We start from the raw sequence: 17,805 nt of genomic DNA on the forward strand, positions 1-17,805 counted from the left end.
ATGGGAAAAGTAACAGGATTTCAGGAGTATGACAGGAAAATGCCTGAAAAATTATCGCCTGCAGAACGTGTAAAAAACTATAACGAATTTGAAAGTTTATATTCTGACGAGGAGTTAAATAAACAATCTGCACGCTGTATGGATTGTGGTATACCTTTTTGTCATTCAGGTTGCCCGCTGGGTAATGTTATCCCTGAATTTAATGACGCGGTGTACAATAAAAAATGGGAAGATGCCTACAAAATCCTGGCGTCAACCAATAATTTCCCTGAGTTTACCGGCCGTATTTGCCCGGCTCCATGCGAATCTGCTTGTGTGTTAGGCATTAACAAACCACCGGTAGCTATTGAAGAGATAGAGAAACATATCATTGAGATAGCTTACCAAAAAAACCTGGTTAAACCGGTTGCTCCCTTAGTTAAAACGGGTAAAAAGGTTGCCATTGTTGGTTCAGGCCCTGCAGGCTTAGCTGCCGCGGCGCAATTAAGCAAAGCCGGCCACGAAGTGACCTTATATGAGCGCGATGATAAGATCGGTGGCTTATTGCGTTACGGTATCCCTGATTTCAAGATGGAAAAATGGATCATTGATCGCAGGATGGAGATCATGGAGAAAGACGGCGTGATCTTTAAAACCAATACCGAAATAGGTAAAGATATTCCTGCTGATGAGTTGGTGCGTAATAATGACGCGGTAGTTTTAACCGGTGGTTCAACCATCCCTCGCGATCTGCCGATACCCGGCCGTGAGTTAAAAGGGATTCATTTCGCGATGGACTTTTTAAAGCAGCAAAACAAGCGTGTGGGTAATTCGCCTATTACTGCTGATGATATCCTGGCTACAGGTAAAGACGTAGTAGTTATTGGTGGTGGTGATACCGGCTCTGACTGTGTTGGTACATCAAACCGCCAGAATGCAAAATCTATAAAGCAGTTTGAGGTGATGTTTCAGCCGCCTGAAAAACGTACCCAACACATGCCATGGCCAACTTACCCTATGGTGTTAAAAGTTACCAGCTCGCACGAAGAAGGTGTTGAACGCCACTGGGGTATCAATACCAAAGAGTTTATAGGCGATGAAAACGGCGAACTAAAAGCTTTGCGAATTGCTGACGTAGAATGGGAGACTGACTTTTTAGGTCGCCCTACCAAGTTTACCGAAGTTGAAGGTTCTGAGCGTGAGATACCTTGCCAGCGTGTATTCCTTGCAATGGGTTTCCTTAACCCGCAATATGTGGGCATGTTAGAGAGCCTGGGCGTTGAGCTTGACGCACGTAAAAATGTTAATGCCAAAGAAGGTGTTTACCGTACCAACGTAGGTAAAGTGTTTGCAGCAGGCGATATGCGCCGCGGACAATCATTGGTTGTTTGGGCAATATCAGAAGGCCGCGAGTGCGCACGCAAGGTTGACGAGTTTTTAATGGGCCATTCAAACCTGGAAAGCAAAGATTCTGTAAATCAGTTTGACCAGGTGTTTACTTCGTAAGCTCAGCCCTAACCCCCTGAAGGGGGAATAATAAAGTATTGATCCTCTTTCGCTTTTTGTGGGAGAGGATTTTTTGTGTTATAAAACTTAACAAAAGCGTCATTGCGAGGAACGAAGCAATCTCTGCGCATGCTATTCAGTCTTGCTAATTCGCCGCCCGTCTCATTAGAGATTGCTTCGTTCCTCGCAATGACGTGGGATGAATTGTGGTCTTTATTTCTCCGACGGATTTTTCTTTCCGTCATTCAATTTCTCCACCATTTTGACCAGCCGTTCTTTGCGGGTTTTTTCCTGCTTGGCTGTTAATATCCATAAAACGTATTCTTTTTTATTGCTGTAGGAGAGGGACTGGTAAAAATCCATTGCCGTAATTTCTTTTTCAAGCGTATCAGAAATTTCAGGCGGTAGCTTAACCTGTTTGTTATCTACATCAATGTACTCGCCAAATTCGTTATTGCGGATGTTGTCATTCCGTCCCTCTGATACCTTAATATTTTCCTCAGGGCGAAAGCGCAGGCTGGTCCAAACATCATCTATCGCGGCAGACGCGACCGGTTTTAAACCATAAGGTTTGGTTACTTCCCAGCCGCTCATCATTTCCAGGTCGGTGGTAACTCCTTTATTCTTTTTAGGGTAGATCACCCAAAAAACTGCATCTGGTTTTAAAACGGGAATGATCAGCTTTAATAAAGTTGTAAGTTCCGCAGTATCTTTTACAAACAGTTGTACGCCGTCGAAAATGTCATCCGCATTGAAAGAAATCTTAAGGCCATCAGGAAGTGGTTCTAAAGATGCAAGATAGGTATCAGGTGCGTTAAACAACAGCCAGCGGGTGCCGGGTTTCATTTGTAGTTTTTTAGCGAGAGGGCTCATTGGGTTTGCTTTACAAACTCAATTTAGCAAAGAAATCCCACAATACAATACCTGCCGATACCACGATGTTAAAAGAATGCTTGGTGCCAAACTGGGGGATCTCGATACAGGTATCGATAATCTGCATCACCTCATCGCTAACACCGTTTACTTCATTTCCGAAGATGAGCGCGTATTTACTGTTCTTATCCGGTGTAAATTCGTTCAGCATCTCGCTGTTCTCGGCCTGTTCTATGGCAATTATCTTGTAGCCGTCTGCGCGTAATTGCTGTACGGCAGCTACAACGTCTTCATGATAGGTCCAGTTGATCGACTGTGTGGCACCTAGTGCAGTTTTTTCGATCTCGCGATGCGGAGGCTGGGCCGTGATACCGCATAAAACAACCTGCTCTACCGCGAACCCATCTGACGTGCGAAATATCGAACCGATATTATGCATGCTACGTACATTGTCCAATACCACGGCTACAGGCAGTTTTTCCTGCGCCTTAAATTCAGACACGGTGGCGCGGTTTAACTCGTCTAACTTTAGTTTACGCAAGTTTAGAGATTGGTGATTAGTTGATGAGAGATTAGTTTAGAAGTTTTTAAGGGATAATTATGCTTCGCTGGTCACTAACAGTGTGCCAACACCGCTGCCTATTAATGATTGGTATACAGATGGGGCGTAACCTATTTTAGCTGTATAAAATTCATTTAGTTCTTTGCTGAAGTTGTCAAACTCGTCCTGTTTTACCAGTGCGATAGCGCAGCCGCCAAATCCTGCACCTGTCATGCGTGCTCCGGCTACGTTAGGGTTGGTTTTAGCATATTCAACAACGGCATCAAGCTCTTTGCCGCTTACTTCGTACAGGTCACGTAATGAGTCGTGCGAGGCATACATCAATTTGCCAAATTCACCCAGATTATTTGCAGCCAAGGCATCAGCAGCTAATTTAACGCGGTCATTCTCTTCAACTACGTGTTGTGCACGTTTGCGTACTACCTCGTCGGTTATTAAATGTTTGTACTTGTTAAATGTTGCTGTATCAATATCGCATAAATAGTTTATGCTTAGTTCCTGGTTTAAAGCTTTTAAAGCTGCCTGGCATTCTTCAACGCGTTCGTTGTATTTTGATTCAACCAGTTTGCGCGATTTATTGGTATTGATGATGGCCAGCACATGGTTGCCTAAGTTGCTGTTAACAATATCATATTCCAAGGTATCGCAGTTCAGTACGATCGCTTTGTCCTTCTCACCGAAAGCAACCGCAAACTGGTCCATAATACCACAGTTTAAGCCCATAAAGTCATTCTCTACAGATTTAGAGATCTTTACCAGGTCAAGCTTGCTGTAACCGGCATTAAACAGCTCGTTCAGCGCGAAGCTTGTAACTACCTCGATAGAGGCTGACGATGATAAGCCTGCACCGATAGGTATATCGCCAAAAAACAACATATCCAAACCTGTAATATGGTGGCCATCTCTTGTAAAATGTTCGATCACACCCAGCGGGAAATTAAACCAGCCGTCGCCATCTTTTTTATAACTGCTTTGAACCGCTACTTCAGGGTTCTCATCAAAATTTAAGCTTCTGAAACGAAAAACATTATCATTGTTAGGGCTTATTAACAGGTAAGTGCCAAAGGTTATTGCAGAAGGCATAACCAGCCCGCCATTGTAATCAATATGCTCGCCGATCAAATTTACCCGTCCCGGTGAAAAAAAGGCGTATTGAGCTTCTTTATGATATATTTCATTAAATTTTTGTGGCAGTTGGTGTTTCATTTTCAGGCTAATTATTGATTTGACAAATATTGTAAATATTACACTATTACGCTTAATATTTACTAAAAAATTAAACAGAATTTAAGTAAGCTTGTTCACTAATTCAAATAACCAAAAACACCGATCATCATGAACCAATATTTAGTAACCGGGTATGATTATACCGACGAAGGCGCATTTGACAGACGAATGAACGTAAGGCCACATCATATTGATAACCTGAAAGTGTTAAAAGAAAAAAGAAACTACCTGATAGGAGGGGCGATGATAGATGATGAGGGTAAAATGATAGGCTCGACCATGATCATGCAGTTTGAAACCGAAGAAGAATTGGAAGCCTGGAAACAAGGTGAACCTTATATCACCCAAAAAATATGGGAATCGGTAGATATAAAGCCTTTTAAGGTGGCGGTGGTTGACTGAGGCTGTTAATAGTATTTATATTTACAGACATCCATAATTACATATTTGTTATTATGCAAAAGGCTGGTTACAATAGTCTTTCCTGATCTGGTATAATTTGTTTTGCCCTTAAATCCCCAATACTTACGATCAGGCGAGTCAAAATTTGTGTCATAAATATATATGGTGGTTGATTTGACTTTACCTTTAAATTTAGGTTGTTTCAATTGTGCATGTACTAACTGATGGATTAGCAAAAAAGCGGATATAATAAATAATACTCTCATGATCAAGGCAGGTTTAGAAAACTAAGATAATAAAAAAGGATGCAGTATTGCTGCATCCTTTTTTATTATCAATTATCGTTAATTACGCGGGCGATATACTATTCAACTCTTTAATATCGTCTTCAGTTAATTGAATGTCGATAGTTTTCATGTTTTCTTCCAGGTGGTCAACACTTGATGTTCCCGGTATCAGCAGGATATTGTCCGCATGGTTTAATAACCAGCTTAAGGCAACCTGGTGCACGGTAGCACCATGTTTGTCGGCAATGATCTTTAATTTATCCTGTGCGGCAACATTGCCGGCATTAAGCGGGAACCATGGGATAAAGGCAATGTTTTGTTCCTTACAGTAATTCAGCACAGCTTCCCATTTACGATTATCTACACTGTACATGTTTTGTACCGATACCACGTTAAAATAATTTTGGGCGTCCTTAATATCCTCAACACTTACTTCTGATAAGCCGATGTGTTTAACCTTGCCACTTTGCTGTGCTTCCTGTAAAAACTCAAAGCTTAGCTCTGCGGGCACTTTAGGATCTATCCGGTGTAGTTGATAAAGATCTATTTGTTCTAGCTTTAAACGTTTTAAACTGCCGTCTAATGCTTCTCTTAAATGGTCGGGGTGGGCGTTTATCGGCCATTGGTCGGGCCCGGTGCGTTCCAAACCGCCCTTGGTGGCAATTACCAAGCCAGTAGCGTAGGGATGCAGGGCTTCGGCTATCAGCTCTTCAGATACATGGGGGCCGTAACTGTCTGCCGTATCTATAAAGTTTACGCCTAATTCTACAGCACGTTTCAGTACGCGGATAGATTCATCATGATCTTTTGGCGGGCCCCAAATGCCTTTACCCGTAATGCGCATTGCGCCGTAACCTAACCGGTTTACAGTAAGATCACCGCCTATAGTAAATGTCTGATTGTAAATAATGCTTGAAGTGGCCATAATATTGGATGTTTAATGTTAGGTAAGTAAAACACTAATATGAGGCGTATTGTTCTCCATAATGATCTGCCAAGTGTAATTTTATAAAACATAAAAGGCCAACCAATAGGTTAGCCTTTGTATAAAATGTCAGCTGTTTTTATTTGACGGTATATTTATAAACGGTGCGCCCAATATTGCCGTTGTTGTCAATGCCCTCAATAATAGCTTTATATGATCCTGTGCCATCAGCATTAAAAAAATCAAAAGTGGCAATGCCATTTTTATCAGTTATTACTTTAGGGTTCCAGTATATCGTAGTCCTCAGATCTCCGCCCAGTGCGCCGGTTTTAGTAGCATCATATTTAGGCGAATAAAACTCCCTGGTTAAGTAATATCCTTTAGGATTAAATTTTACAGCGCTATACTGCGGTGTCAGCAATTCGTTAAGCAACTCTTTGTCTAAAGGTTTTTTTTCAGCCTTTTTACTGCTGATAACTACAACACCGTCTGTATTGTTCATCCTGTTTATTCCGCTTAAACCATCATTATTGTATATTTCGATCTGATCGATAGTTTTAGGGTCGACGCCTCCAAGCCTGGTAAGGTCAACAGCTGCACCGTCGTAGTATATAGAAACTTCAACCTTTTTACCTGAATTATAGTTGCGGGTTAAATATAGCAAGTCATTGTCATAGGTAATGCCCGGAAGCGAGTTCTTTATACAATCATAAAGGCTGGCACAAGCCGTAAAGCGATCGCCATCTATTACGTGGTCCGGAATGCTGCTTAAGCCCGTTAAAAATGGATAATCTTTATGACTGGCTTTTTTAACCGGACGTGCTTCTTTTACCACAACCTCTTTAATAATATGCGAATTAAGCGATTGCTTTTTATCGTTTTGCAGGTAAGAGTTTAACGCGGTATCAATATTGGCTATTTCATCAGGCGCTGTCAGGTTAGGAGTAATGGCCTGTGGCGTTGTATTATTAAGGATGATCATTAAATTATTGGCATTATAATTACCTTTTGCATTAATGACAGCTTTTACCGAATCAGGAAAAAATAACTTTGTGATAGCAAACTGTCCGTCTTTATTAGTCTTTACCGTTGCCGACACACGCATATCCTTTATGTAAAAATTTACAATGCCATTTGAAACTGGCATGCCGGAGCCGGTACGTAATGACCCGGTAACCTCAAGCCCGTCTTCGGGCCCGTACTTAAATGTAGGCAGCTTGTTTTCTACTATGTCTTTATAACTAACCCGCCGGTAACCTTGTGTAAGCATTAAAAGGTCAAGATCTGCTGTAGTTTTTTCGTTAGGTTTATTAAAATAGTAGTTAGGTTTTTCGATATAACCTTTCAGATCTGAGGTCAGCAGCAAACTTGTCAAAATAGTGGTTTCAGCATTCTCATTAAAAGGGACTTTCGACTCATCTACTACAGTGACAGACATATTGGCCAATGCCGGTTGATTATCAGCTGTTTTTGCGTTGACGTTAAATACTACCTGGTCCCTGGCTGTGTAATTTGTTTTGGGTGTAGTTAAGCTGATTTTTAACTGATCATTACGCTTAACAAATACAAGGCGTTCGGCCAGAGCAGCACCTGTTGATGAGAAAACAGTAAATTGAACTATGCCCGAAGGAAATTTGGATTTTAATACAGTTACTGTATATGTTTTTGATGTAAGCGCAGTTTGGCCGGCATAACAAACTATCTGGCCCGACAGGCCTATGATGGATACTTGTTTATTTTGATTGGCTGCAAAAAACGCGTCGCTTGCGTTAAAAGTAATTTGTAGGTTATCTTCGTTTGCGTTATTTACTGCTAAAGTTATTCCATTGTCTTTTGCAGATGGCAGGTTATAACTGTTTTGTGATCCGTCAGCAAATGTTAAATTGGCTTTATAGGTTTTTCCTGCTGCGGGTGTCAGTTCAAACACACCCATGCCAAGGTGCTGGGTAGCAACTGTTGCTACCGTGGTGCCACTGTTGTCAACAATAGTCCCCTTAACATCTGCGCCCAAACCGTTTGGGTTAACCGCCTTAAAGGCCACTTTAGATTTTATTCCATTAAGTAGATCACCGCCTTCTGGAAAAAACTGCACATCTATTGGCGATGCTACATTTTTTAACGAGTACGAGTTTAAAATAGTGGCGTTATTAATGTCTATACCCGCATATAACTTTGCGGTATTCAGTTCGGCGGTTTTATTAGTGGTAAAAGTAATCTCTATGTTACCTTTGGCATCCGTTGTTCCCTTGCCTTTACCCAATGTTTCGTCGTCGCCGGTTTGTGCACGCCAGCTTACCTTTCTTGCCGAGTAGTCGCGGCCGTCTACCGTGTAATAATGTATTACCGCGTTTATCTTGGCTGATTCGCCTTTTGTCTGACCGGTCAAAGAAATGGTGCTGAATACGGTTTTATCTACAATAGTGCCAACAGATATGGTTTTATTAAAAAAGTAGTCGGGGTCAAAATTGCGCATCCAATTGGTGTAGGCCCTTATATGGTAGTTGCCTTCGCTGTAATTTTCTTTCAGTAACTTAATATCGCCATAGGCCATGCTGGCTGTAACCGGCAATTTAAGGCGTTGAACAACGGAGTCTTTACTTGACAGTATATCCACATATACCACCTTGCTTATTGGCGAAGGTATATGCTTGTTTTTGGTCATATCATCATTATTAGCTAAAATATCTGCCGTTACATATGCTTTAAACCAAATGGTATCGCCAACGGCATAGTATGGTTTATCAAAATGCAGGTAAACTTTCTCAAAAGGGTAGTCGTTGTTATATTTTATGGTTTTGGTAGCAATTGTTTTTACGCTAACGGTATCACTTTGCGAAAATGCCGACAAACAAACTGCGAGTAAAAAAAATAATATTGCAGTAAATTTTCCTAATCTCATGGGTATGGTGTAAGGTATTTAAAAGATGGCTAAATATATCTATTTATGCAATAGTATAGATAAGCATGTTATACTTTAACATTTTTTTACATTTTGTAGTATATATGGTTATAATTAAACTTAACAAAGACCGGCACATACTGTTGTTGCTTAAATACATTTACATATGGGTATTGAAATTGAAAGAAAGTTTTTGGTAGATCATAAACAGTGGGATAAAGTAATCAAGCCCGCTGGTAACAAATTACAACAGGGGTATATTGTAGATGAGGATGATAAAACCGTAAGGCTGCGGATAGCTGACAACCAGGCCTGGCTTACTTTTAAAAGCGGAAAAGGGCACATTAGCCGTACTGAACATGAGTATGAAATACCCGTTAATGAAGCTACCGAACTATTCGAACGTTTTGTTAAAACCCGGCTGGAAAAAACCAGGTACTGTATAACTTATAATGGCAAACTTTGGGAGATAGATGTTTTTGAAGGAGACAATACCGGGTTGATCATTGCTGAAATTGAGCTGGACGAAGAAAATGAACAGTTTGACCTGCCGACATGGATAGCCGGCGAAGTGACCGGGCAGGATCAGTATTATAATTCAAGTCTTTCAGTTAGGCCTTTTAAAACCTGGGGGAAATAAATAAGGCAGGTGTTTTTTCAAAAACCTGCCTTATTTATATGCATTGGCATATCTGCCAGTAATGCTATTTACCAGCCACTGCCTTTTTTTGCAGCACCGCTTGAAATATGACCTTCGGCAGTAGCCTTGCTCATAATTGCAGCCATTTTGTTGCCTGCACTGTCTTTACCTGTAGCAATATATCTACCTGATTTTACATCAATAACAGGATCGACCATTGGTACATTCTTTGTTTTTGTTTTTACTGAATAGGCGGTAATGCCGCCACTTGTAGGTGTTGCCATGATAAGTTTTTAATTGTTTAAATAAGTTAACCCTTGTTAGGTGTGAATTGTTTTCACAAACATAGTTTATTGTTGTTAAGTAGTATATAATTATCAATATTTTTTATCATATTAATTGTGGATAAACAGGCGGTTTTATAGCTGATTTGTTTAATTGTGGAAAACTTGTTGCTTTTATAATTAAATGGCTTGCCTTTTAAGTACCAAAAATCTACTTAAAAGATAGGTATGAAAAAGCCGGAGGTAAAAGCTTATTTTTACATCCGGCATAGAAAATATTATTAAAATTTATGAAAACAAGAGACACCAGCCTATTATACCTGTTCTTAGGTTTGTATGCATTAATGATAAACTGGTATTATAACCACTCCATAATAATGCTGATACTTTGCTATATATTCTGGCCTGTATATTTAATATATGAGTTGCTAACCGGCGGCCTGTCGCACGGTATGTGGAAACATATCCCGTTAAGCTATTTTAATTAGGATATTTTTATATTTTCTCTACTGCAGCCGCGGTACCATATGCCAGTACTTCGGTTACTCCTTGCATTACCTCATTAGCATCATAACGCATGTTAATTACTGCATTGGCGCCAATTGCTTGCGCGTGTTGTATTAAAAGCTGGTAAGCTTCTTCGCGTGCATTCTCGCAAAGCTCGACATAAATAGAGAGCCGGCCGCCAAATAAAGATTGAAAGCCGCCGGCTATATTGCCGCCAATACTGCGACTGCGAACAGTGATACCGCGTACAACGCCCAAATGTTTAACAATTCGGTAGCCCTCTAAACTGGTGCTGGTAGTTATCAGTGAATGATCCATAATTTGATATATTTAAGTTTATATCAAATATAACACATTCAATAATGTATTATTTGTATTTGCACAGGTATGAGCTCTGCCCGCTTGTCTTTACTTTGAATGAAGCATTGGTAGGCACCTCGAACGACTGCCCGTTGGTAAAAGTTTTCCAATCCTGCTCGCCGGGTAATAGGGCTATAAGTTCACCTTCAATAACCACCATGGTTTCGTGGGTTGATGTGCCAAATTCATATTCGCCGCTTTCAATAACACCAATGGTTGATTTGCCGTCGGCAGTTGTATAGGCCAGTGACTTTACCGCGCCGTCAAAATATTCGTTTACGTTGATCATCGTTTTTATTTTTGGCCGAAGATGCAAATTTTAGCTTAAAAAGCGATGGGTTTTAGCCCCATCGCTTTAGGTAACTACTTTATCCCGCCAAACGCCGCGAAATATGAATTTTTATGCAATATCTCCACATCGGTAAAGCCAACCTGTTTTAACAGGTCCATCTGGTAGTTTACGGAGCGTGGCGTGTCTTCATGGGCAACATAGTCCAATACTTTCTGGCGATATTCAGGCCCACCAAGGGTATCCAAGTAGTCGCTGTAGCGTTGGTAAAATAGCCTGTTCAGCGGCTCGGCATCATGGGCTATAAGGTCCGAGATCCAGATGCTGCCGCCGGGTTTTAAAGCTTTGTATAATTTGCTGAAAACGTTTTCCCAATCCGCGTCATCGCGCAAATGATGAAAAGTAGCCGCCGCCAGTACAATATCAAAATGATCATTCGGCAGGTTAAGGTTACGCATGTCATCCTGAATAATAACTACGTCGCCAGTTGTTTGGGCAGATACCCGCTCTTTGGCGCGTTCAAGCATTGGCAGGCTTAAGTCGTTTAAGGTGCAGTTAAGGTTTTCTATTTTACTTAACATTTTTAAGGTGTAATTACCCGCGCCGCAGCCTATGTCTAACAGGTTTTTGGCATTGGGATTAATATACTTTGCTGCTTCGGTACAAAGATCCATAGTTAAGGGCGCATCTATTGTTGTTGCCTGGCCGGTATCCAGGTTCGAGAAACGTTCAACATCGTTATCAAACCGGTTCCTTATCTCTTCGTTTGTGGCTTTGTCAGCATAGTTTGTGTTCATGTTATTCTATTATTTGGTTTATGATTTGTCAAAACTATTGCATTTTACAATATTTGAAAAATATCAATTTTATCAATTATTGATAGCTATAAAGTATCATTAAATGGAAATTCGTCATCTACAATATTTTAAAGCCGTTGCAGAACATCTGCATTTTAGAAACGCCGCGGCCAGTTTATTTATTTCGCAACCGCCTTTAAGCCGACAGATCCGCGAGTTGGAAGAGGAGTTGGGCGTACAGCTATTTTTAAGAAACAATAAGCGGGTAATATTGACCGAGGCCGGTAAATATTTTGCATCTTCTGTCGATACTATATTCGCACAATTGGAAGAAAGCAAGAATATTACCCGCCAGATCCATTTGGCTGCCGATAGTGGTGAACTGAAGATAGGTTACATCAGTTCTGTTTACCAGCCGCACCTGGCAGAAATATTAAAATCATTGCGCCAGGTATTTCCGTTTATTAAAACCAGTTTATATGAGCGGCCAACCATTAAACAGATCGAAGCGCTTGAGCAGGGGAAGCTGGATGTAGGGATATTAAGAGCGCCCGTACGTTCGGACAAGCTGGAAGTGCAAACGTTATTTTTTGATCCGTTTATGGTGGTGGTGCCATCAGTAGGAAATATATTTAGTGATACCGCGGCGCTTGCTGATTTTATAAAAGATAAACCTTTCATATTCTTTAATAAAGAATACGCGCCCCATTATCATGATAAGCTGGTTGAAATTTGTCACCGCTTAGGCTTTAAGCCGGATATTACCCACGAGGTAAATAACGTGCATTCTATAGTGCAGTTGGTAGAGGCAGGGTTGGGTGTATCCATACTGCCGCTTTCATTAAAACAGCAATATGCGGGTTTACAGTTATCGTTTGCCGAATTAAAAGATATCCCGGTTACTACCGAAGTGGTGCTGGCTTACAAAAAATCAAATTTAAACGCGGCCTTAAAATGGTTTATTGAGAATTACAACAATAAATAAGCATTCGTTAACGCCTCATAGTGCGCACAAACATTATAACCGCGATGAAAATTACAGCCAGGTAAACAAGTTTCATAATCAGGGCTTAGTAAATAATTATTAATGGGATCTGCAGGTAATAAAAAGAGCCCGGGCGTTTTGCAACGGGCTCTTTTACAATAAGATTACTGTGAATTTATTTTTGTAGTAATACCGTAGCCTTTAAAGTTCCGGCATTTATGCCTGAAAGGTAAATAGTGTAAATATGGCCGGCCTGTATGGTGGTAGGTATGCTGATCAATGATGTGGTATCACCGGTTGTATTTGCAGAAAATGTGGTGCCCGAATCAACCTGGTAGTAATCAGAAGCTACAAATTGAGATAAAGCTGATGCAATTTTTGTACCGCCCGATACAGTAAAGTCTGTAGTACCGGCAAGCCCTTCGTTCAGGTTAATAAAACGAACTTTCGCCTTGCCTGATTGCGGCGCGGTCAGATCATCCTGATAAGCTATTGTACTGCCATCAATATAAAAAACGCTGTAATACGCGTTGTTTTGCGGGTTAATGGTGATTGAGGCCAGGGTAGCGCCCGATGCAGTTGATTTAATGGTTGCCGATTGGCTTACACTGGATACTTGAAAATAACTGGTGCTTTGGTTATAAGTAAGCGACGCGTCATTTTCTTTTTTATTGCCTACATAAAAATCCATTGGCGAGGCTGCCTCCGCGGCGTTGGTAAATTGTATGTAAGAGGTGCCGGTAGTGTCAGACTTTTTACTGCATGATGTAATGCATAACGTTATTAATAATAAAGCCGCAGGCAGCAGGAATAGGATACCGGATTTTTTGACGCGTAGATTTTTTTTCATAATGGGGTAAATATAGGTTTGAATTTAATACCTATAACAAGATTTTTTTTTAATTATTATAAAGTTGTGCCGATTATTATTCATTAACAAACTCTAATATATCACCGGGCTGGCAGTCTAAAACCCGGCATATGGCTTCAAGGGTTTCTAAACGTACCGCTTTTGCTTTGCCTGTTTTAAGGATAGATAAATTGGCCATAGTTATTCCAACCCGTTCGCTAAGCTCGGTTAATGACATTTTTCGTTTAGCCATCATTACATCTAAATTTACAATTATGGGCATGGCTATACGGTTAAGTCGTGTTCGTCTTTTAAAGATTTTCCCTGGGCAAAGGCCCTGTATAACAGAAAAAAAACAAGCCCTATCCCAATCGGTTCCAATGAATTTTGCCACACTGATTTATTCATTATCACATCCGAAGTAAAATAATTATAAAATACAACCCTCATGAGCTGGTTAAGCAAAAACAACGCGAAAGGGTATAAGATCAGGGTGATAGCTATTAGTTTTAAACGGGCAATATTTTTATCTGTAAAGGCCAGGCCTTTTGATAGATCCACAATGAAATTAAGAAAACTTATGATTAAATAAGCTAAATATGCCAGTAAGGCAAAGCCGAAAATACGTAACACTATTTCGATGTTATTTTTAGTGGTTTTAGTAACAGGTATCAGCAGATATTGATTTGTTTGATCATAAGCAAATTTGACGGGTACATCTGCAACATAATTCGTTTGATGCTTATTTCCCTTATTTTGTGCTGTTACAACCTTTCGAAGATAGTTTTGATCGTTCTCTGTATGAAATTTAACCGAATCTGTATACCAGAATATGCTTGTAGTATTTTTTATCTTCCATAAAGGCAATGTTATATAATATTTTCTATGCCGGCTATCAGTATCAGAATGCGTAGCAATCCATTTAATACTACAGGTATCACAGTTAAAACCGCCCGTAGTTCCAATAAAACCCGTCTGAATGCCACTGCTTGAATGGTACGCCATCGCGTTTTTACTGTAGCTATAATAACTACTACCTTCCTGAAGGCTCGCCTTATCAGGAATTAAATTATCGAAAGGTTTTAAATGATCTACAACTTCAACACTCGATTGCCCCGCAGGTGTGTAATTATTAATTAAATATAACGCAGTTGCTGCAGTCAGATACATTCCAATAGTTATGGGTATCCAAAAATTAGGTCTTGATGTTATCTTCATAACAATTAAATGTGATAAGGTTAAGCTTTAATCAATTACATTACAAATCAATAATTTATTATTGATAAAAACAAATTATTTATTGAATTGCAATAAATTTACTAAGATGGATATTTGCTGATACATATCGCCATAAAACATAATGCTTGTTTTTTTATTTATCCCTAAGTAAATATGGCAGGAGTAAATAAATCAATATACGCGGCGCTGTTGGCTAATCTAATGATCGCGGTCACCAAATTTATAGCAGGTGCCATAAGCCATAGCGCGGCCATGATCGCCGAGGGTGTCCACTCGGTAGTTGATACCATTAACCAGCTTTTATTATTACTCGGGCTAAGCTTAAGCAAAAAGAAACCCGATAAATACCATCCGCTGGGATACGGCAAGGAACTTTATTTCTGGTCGTTTGTGGTATCCATTCTCATTTTTGGTTTGGGTGGAGGGATATCCGTTTACCAGGGTATAACCGATATTTTGCATCCTATCGAGCTGGGCAACCCCACCTGGAGCTATGTGGTGCTGGCTACGTCATTGGTATTTGAGGGCACATCATTGATTATTGCCGCTATTGAATTTAATAAGCTGCGCGATGGGCAAACCTGGTGGAATGCCATCATCAACAGTAAAGACCCGTCGACCTTCCTGGTATTGTTTGAAGACAGTGCGGCCGTAATAGGCCTAAGCATAGTGGCCATTTGCCTGTACCTGAGCCACCGATTAAACGCGCCTTATCTTGATGGTGTGGCTTCGCTGCTGGTTGGGCTGATATTGGTAGTGGTTTCGCTGATACTGGCGCGCGAAAGCCGGAGTTTGCTGATGGGCGAGGGGATAAAGACCAATACCAAAAAACGTATCAGGGAAATTACCGAAGGCGATAAGGCGGTGTTGAGCTTGATGCACCTGATGTCGATCTACCAATCGCCCGACGAGATCCTGGTGATGATGATCGTAGCATTTAAACCCGACCTGGATACCGCCGAAATTAATGACGCGATAGACAGGATCCGCGAGCAGATCAAGGCGGAGTTTGCCCGCATCCGCTTTGTTATCATTCAGCCGGATGTATTTGAAGATAAAGTTGACCCGAATGTGCAGGCGTATATTTAAAGTATGTTGTCATTCTGAGCGATAGCGAAGAAACTGCAAACTTTGCATCCGCCGCCTGGTAGATTCTTCGCTATCGCTCAGAATGACAAATTAATTAAGTGCTCTGTTAAAAAGTGGATTGGCAGATGTCTATTTTTGATCCTCAATCAATACACATGATCCTAGAAGCCGCCATATTAAACGTAATTCCCGGGCAAGAGGCCCAATTTGAACAGGACTTTGCCACAGCCGGCCAATATATTAGTTCAATTAAAGGCTACATAAAACATTCAATGAGTAAATGTATTGAACGGCCTAACCAATACTTACTGTTAGTTGAATGGGAAACGTTAGAAAATCATACCATAGGGTTCCGGCAGTCTGCACAGTATTTAGAATGGAAAAAGCTGCTGCACCATTATTATGATCCGTTCCCGGTGGTTGAGCATTATGAGGCGATATTGTAACAGCAGCGGTTCCACGCTGATCAAAAATTAGCTATGGCTTAAATCTGACAGACCTTGTAAAATCCGTGTTTTTCATAATGTCTTTCATTTGATCGAACATTGTTGCCTGATCTTCAAACAAATAAAGCGCATAAACATCTGCAGCGTAGTCTTTGTGGATCACAGCAAAAAAACTGAAGGTGTATTTCTGGCCAAAAGTTGTACCAATCGGCCCTGCAAACATAGAGCCACCATCAGCTCCCTGGTCTTTTGCGTGCATGGGCTGTAATTTTATTTCCTCTAGTTTGAGCTTTCCCTCGGCAATTTTATTGTACATAATTGCGGGCAACCTTACGTACATTCTGTTTGGGTTAAATACGGTATCGCCCGGGGTTTTGTCGCGTTTTTCGTAAGCATCAAAGAAATCCTTGGTCAGGGGCATTATGATATATCGGACCTCTACGTTCTTGTCTTTTACTTTAAGCGCATAATCATATTTAACACCGGTATTGGGTATTACAAGCACCTCAATAGTACCCTCAGGTTTAGTAAATATAAGTTTGCCGTCATCCAGCTTTTTCTGAAAAGACGCGGGTAATTGGGATTGATCTGTTGACTGGGCTTTTACAAGCGTGGTAAATAATAACAGGGTAGCTGCAAATAATACTTTCATTTTGGTTTAGATTGGATCATCTAATATAGATAATGTGAGATGAAACGCAAAATGACATGTATTCCCTTTCGTTTTTTGTTGATGATATACCAATAAGGGCGAGGAAAGTAGGGCCTGTGCGATTCCCCTCTTGAGAGGGGGCGAAGGGGTGTGTCTTTTCGTGTGCATAACACACCCCTGCAGCCGCACAATCGTCGCGCCCCCTCTCAAGATGGGATTTTTTACTTACACATCCGCCAACTCTATCCAAACCGGGGCGTGGTCGCTTGATTTTTCCCAGCCGCGTACGTTTTTATCTACGCCGCCTGCCAAGAGGCGCTGCTCAACCTCGGGGCTTAGCAAAAAATGATCTATCCGCAAGCCGGCGTTACGGCCATAGGCATTTCTGAAATAGTCCCAAAAAGTATAGATCGTTTCGGTAGGGTATAGCTTACGCAGGGCATCCGTCCAACCATGTGCCACCAAGCGGTGAAAAGCCTCGCGGGTTTCGGGCCTGAACAGGGCATCGTCTAGCCAGCGTTCGGGTTTATATACGTCCTGTTCGGTCGGCATCACATTATAATCGCCGGTTAACACCACCGGGATGCCACGGGCCAATAAACCCTCGGCATGGGTTATGAACCGTTCAAACCATTGCAGCTTATAATCAAATTTTGGCCCGGGTGCAGGGTTGCCGTTGGGCAGATAAAGGCAGCCTATAACTATGCCATTTACCAGGGCTTCAATATAGCGGCTATGCAGGTCTTCCGGGGCGCCGGGCAAGCCGCGTTTAAGTTCCTGTATCTCACTTTTAGCTAAAATAGCTACGCCGTTCCAGCTTTTCTGCCCATGCCAGATGGCATTATAGCCTGCATCAATAATTGCCTGCTCCGGGAATTTCTCTTGCGGCGCTTTCAATTCCTGCAGGCAAACCACATCAGGTTGGGTTTCTGTCAACCAGCGAAGCAGTACCGGCAGGCGGCCATTTACGCCGTTTACGTTGTAGGTAGCTATTTTCATATCTGTAA

General features: G+C 41.1%; 22 protein-coding genes. 7 read left to right on the forward strand and 15 right to left on the reverse strand.

The window, feature by feature from the left end; all coding sequences use genetic code 11:
- Window positions 1-1,485 carry a glutamate synthase subunit beta gene (locus tag FO440_RS13855; RefSeq protein ID WP_144248857.1) on the forward strand — a complete coding sequence of 495 codons (1,485 nt, stop codon included), beginning with the start codon at window positions 1-3 and terminating at the stop codon, window positions 1,483-1,485.
- A 213-nt stretch (window positions 1,486-1,698) separates the two neighbouring features.
- Here the strand turns inward: FO440_RS13855 and FO440_RS13860 are convergent, their stop codons facing one another.
- Genes FO440_RS13860 through FO440_RS13870 form a run of 3 tightly spaced genes read right to left on the reverse strand, consistent with a single transcriptional unit; the run spans window position 1,699 to window position 4,126 of the window.
- A complete protein-coding gene (locus tag FO440_RS13860) occupies window positions 1,699-2,331 on the reverse strand; it encodes a YdeI/OmpD-associated family protein (protein ID WP_186292670.1) in 633 nt (210 codons plus the stop codon).
- A gap of 37 nt (window positions 2,332-2,368) precedes the next feature.
- A complete protein-coding gene (locus FO440_RS13865) occupies window positions 2,369-2,899 on the reverse strand; it encodes an RNA methyltransferase (RefSeq protein WP_144248859.1) in 531 nt (176 codons plus the stop codon).
- Between the two features lie 57 nt (window positions 2,900-2,956).
- A complete protein-coding gene (locus tag FO440_RS13870) occupies window positions 2,957-4,126 on the reverse strand; it encodes a galactokinase (RefSeq protein WP_144248860.1) in 1,170 nt (389 codons plus the stop codon).
- A 129-nt stretch (window positions 4,127-4,255) separates the two neighbouring features.
- Here FO440_RS13870 and FO440_RS13875 point away from each other — a divergent pair, with 129 nt between their 5' ends.
- The gene (locus FO440_RS13875; RefSeq protein ID WP_144248861.1) at window positions 4,256-4,549 is read left to right on the forward strand and encodes a YciI family protein; all 294 of its coding nucleotides are present in this window, start codon (window positions 4,256-4,258) and stop codon (window positions 4,547-4,549) included.
- Between the two features lie 5 nt (window positions 4,550-4,554).
- On the opposite strand, the gene FO440_RS13880 is transcribed toward FO440_RS13875, so the two are convergent.
- The 3 genes from FO440_RS13880 to FO440_RS13890 form a co-directional block, all read right to left on the reverse strand.
- Window positions 4,555-4,815 carry a hypothetical protein gene (locus FO440_RS13880; RefSeq protein WP_144248862.1) on the reverse strand — a complete coding sequence of 87 codons (261 nt, stop codon included), beginning with the start codon at window positions 4,813-4,815 and terminating at the stop codon, window positions 4,555-4,557.
- 82 nt (window positions 4,816-4,897) lie between these two features.
- On the reverse strand, window positions 4,898-5,761 hold the full coding sequence (locus FO440_RS13885) for an aldo/keto reductase (protein ID WP_144248863.1): 864 nt from the start codon (window positions 5,759-5,761) through the stop codon (window positions 4,898-4,900).
- 139 nt (window positions 5,762-5,900) lie between these two features.
- Window positions 5,901-8,660: a carboxypeptidase regulatory-like domain-containing protein gene (locus FO440_RS13890; RefSeq protein ID WP_144248864.1), complete on the reverse strand. Its 2,760-nt coding sequence runs from the start codon at window positions 8,658-8,660 to the stop codon at window positions 5,901-5,903.
- Between the two features lie 166 nt (window positions 8,661-8,826).
- Between FO440_RS13890 and FO440_RS13895 the strand changes: the two genes are divergently transcribed.
- Window positions 8,827-9,300 (forward strand): CYTH domain-containing protein, encoded by a 474-nt coding sequence (locus FO440_RS13895; RefSeq protein ID WP_144248865.1) that lies wholly within the window; start codon window positions 8,827-8,829, stop codon window positions 9,298-9,300.
- Between the two features lie 68 nt (window positions 9,301-9,368).
- Here the strand turns inward: FO440_RS13895 and FO440_RS13900 are convergent, their stop codons facing one another.
- A complete protein-coding gene (locus FO440_RS13900; protein WP_144248866.1) occupies window positions 9,369-9,584 on the reverse strand; it encodes a hypothetical protein in 216 nt (71 codons plus the stop codon).
- 290 nt (window positions 9,585-9,874) lie between these two features.
- On the opposite strand from FO440_RS13900, the gene FO440_RS13905 reads away from it, so the two are divergent.
- The gene (locus FO440_RS13905; protein WP_144248867.1) at window positions 9,875-10,072 is read left to right on the forward strand and encodes a hypothetical protein; all 198 of its coding nucleotides are present in this window, start codon (window positions 9,875-9,877) and stop codon (window positions 10,070-10,072) included.
- A 7-nt stretch (window positions 10,073-10,079) separates the two neighbouring features.
- Here the strand turns inward: FO440_RS13905 and FO440_RS13910 are convergent, their stop codons facing one another.
- The 3 genes from FO440_RS13910 to FO440_RS13920 form a co-directional block, all read right to left on the reverse strand.
- Window positions 10,080-10,409 carry a YbjQ family protein gene (locus FO440_RS13910; RefSeq protein WP_144248868.1) on the reverse strand — a complete coding sequence of 110 codons (330 nt, stop codon included), beginning with the start codon at window positions 10,407-10,409 and terminating at the stop codon, window positions 10,080-10,082.
- 49 nt (window positions 10,410-10,458) lie between these two features.
- Window positions 10,459-10,740 (reverse strand): pyrimidine/purine nucleoside phosphorylase, encoded by a 282-nt coding sequence (gene ppnP, locus FO440_RS13915; protein WP_144248869.1) that lies wholly within the window; start codon window positions 10,738-10,740, stop codon window positions 10,459-10,461.
- A 74-nt stretch (window positions 10,741-10,814) separates the two neighbouring features.
- Window positions 10,815-11,537 carry a class I SAM-dependent methyltransferase gene (locus FO440_RS13920; RefSeq protein WP_144248870.1) on the reverse strand — a complete coding sequence of 241 codons (723 nt, stop codon included), beginning with the start codon at window positions 11,535-11,537 and terminating at the stop codon, window positions 10,815-10,817.
- A 103-nt stretch (window positions 11,538-11,640) separates the two neighbouring features.
- Between FO440_RS13920 and FO440_RS13925 the strand changes: the two genes are divergently transcribed.
- The gene (locus FO440_RS13925) at window positions 11,641-12,522 is read left to right on the forward strand and encodes a LysR family transcriptional regulator (RefSeq protein WP_144248871.1); all 882 of its coding nucleotides are present in this window, start codon (window positions 11,641-11,643) and stop codon (window positions 12,520-12,522) included.
- Window positions 12,523-12,697: 175 nt separating this feature from the next.
- Here the strand turns inward: FO440_RS13925 and FO440_RS13930 are convergent, their stop codons facing one another.
- The 3 genes from FO440_RS13930 to FO440_RS13940 all read right to left on the reverse strand — a co-directional run bounded on the left by FO440_RS13930 (window position 12,698) and on the right by FO440_RS13940 (window position 14,542).
- A complete protein-coding gene (locus FO440_RS13930) occupies window positions 12,698-13,372 on the reverse strand; it encodes a DUF4397 domain-containing protein (RefSeq protein ID WP_144248872.1) in 675 nt (224 codons plus the stop codon).
- Between the two features lie 76 nt (window positions 13,373-13,448).
- A complete protein-coding gene (locus tag FO440_RS13935) occupies window positions 13,449-13,655 on the reverse strand; it encodes a helix-turn-helix domain-containing protein (RefSeq protein ID WP_144248873.1) in 207 nt (68 codons plus the stop codon).
- Between the two features lie 2 nt (window positions 13,656-13,657).
- Window positions 13,658-14,542: a DUF2975 domain-containing protein gene (locus FO440_RS13940; RefSeq protein WP_222103981.1), complete on the reverse strand. Its 885-nt coding sequence runs from the start codon at window positions 14,540-14,542 to the stop codon at window positions 13,658-13,660.
- Between the two features lie 222 nt (window positions 14,543-14,764).
- On the opposite strand from FO440_RS13940, the gene FO440_RS13945 reads away from it, so the two are divergent.
- Together FO440_RS13945 and FO440_RS13950 are read left to right on the forward strand one after the other, a co-directional pair.
- Window positions 14,765-15,700 (forward strand): cation diffusion facilitator family transporter, encoded by a 936-nt coding sequence (locus tag FO440_RS13945; protein WP_144248875.1) that lies wholly within the window; start codon window positions 14,765-14,767, stop codon window positions 15,698-15,700.
- Between the two features lie 155 nt (window positions 15,701-15,855).
- The gene (locus tag FO440_RS13950; protein ID WP_144248876.1) at window positions 15,856-16,146 is read left to right on the forward strand and encodes an antibiotic biosynthesis monooxygenase family protein; all 291 of its coding nucleotides are present in this window, start codon (window positions 15,856-15,858) and stop codon (window positions 16,144-16,146) included.
- Between the two features lie 31 nt (window positions 16,147-16,177).
- Here FO440_RS13950 and FO440_RS13955 read toward each other — a convergent pair whose 3' ends face one another.
- Complete coding sequence (locus tag FO440_RS13955) at window positions 16,178-16,798, reverse strand: hypothetical protein (RefSeq protein WP_144248877.1); 621 nt, start codon at window positions 16,796-16,798, stop codon at window positions 16,178-16,180.
- Between the two features lie 225 nt (window positions 16,799-17,023).
- Window positions 17,024-17,797 carry an exodeoxyribonuclease III gene (gene xth / locus FO440_RS13960; RefSeq protein WP_144248878.1) on the reverse strand — a complete coding sequence of 258 codons (774 nt, stop codon included), beginning with the start codon at window positions 17,795-17,797 and terminating at the stop codon, window positions 17,024-17,026.
- Between the last annotated feature and the right edge of the window lie 8 nt (window positions 17,798-17,805).

Source organism: Mucilaginibacter corticis, assembly GCF_007558865.1.
In the GTDB taxonomy this organism is placed as follows: domain Bacteria; phylum Bacteroidota; class Bacteroidia; order Sphingobacteriales; family Sphingobacteriaceae; genus Mucilaginibacter; species Mucilaginibacter corticis.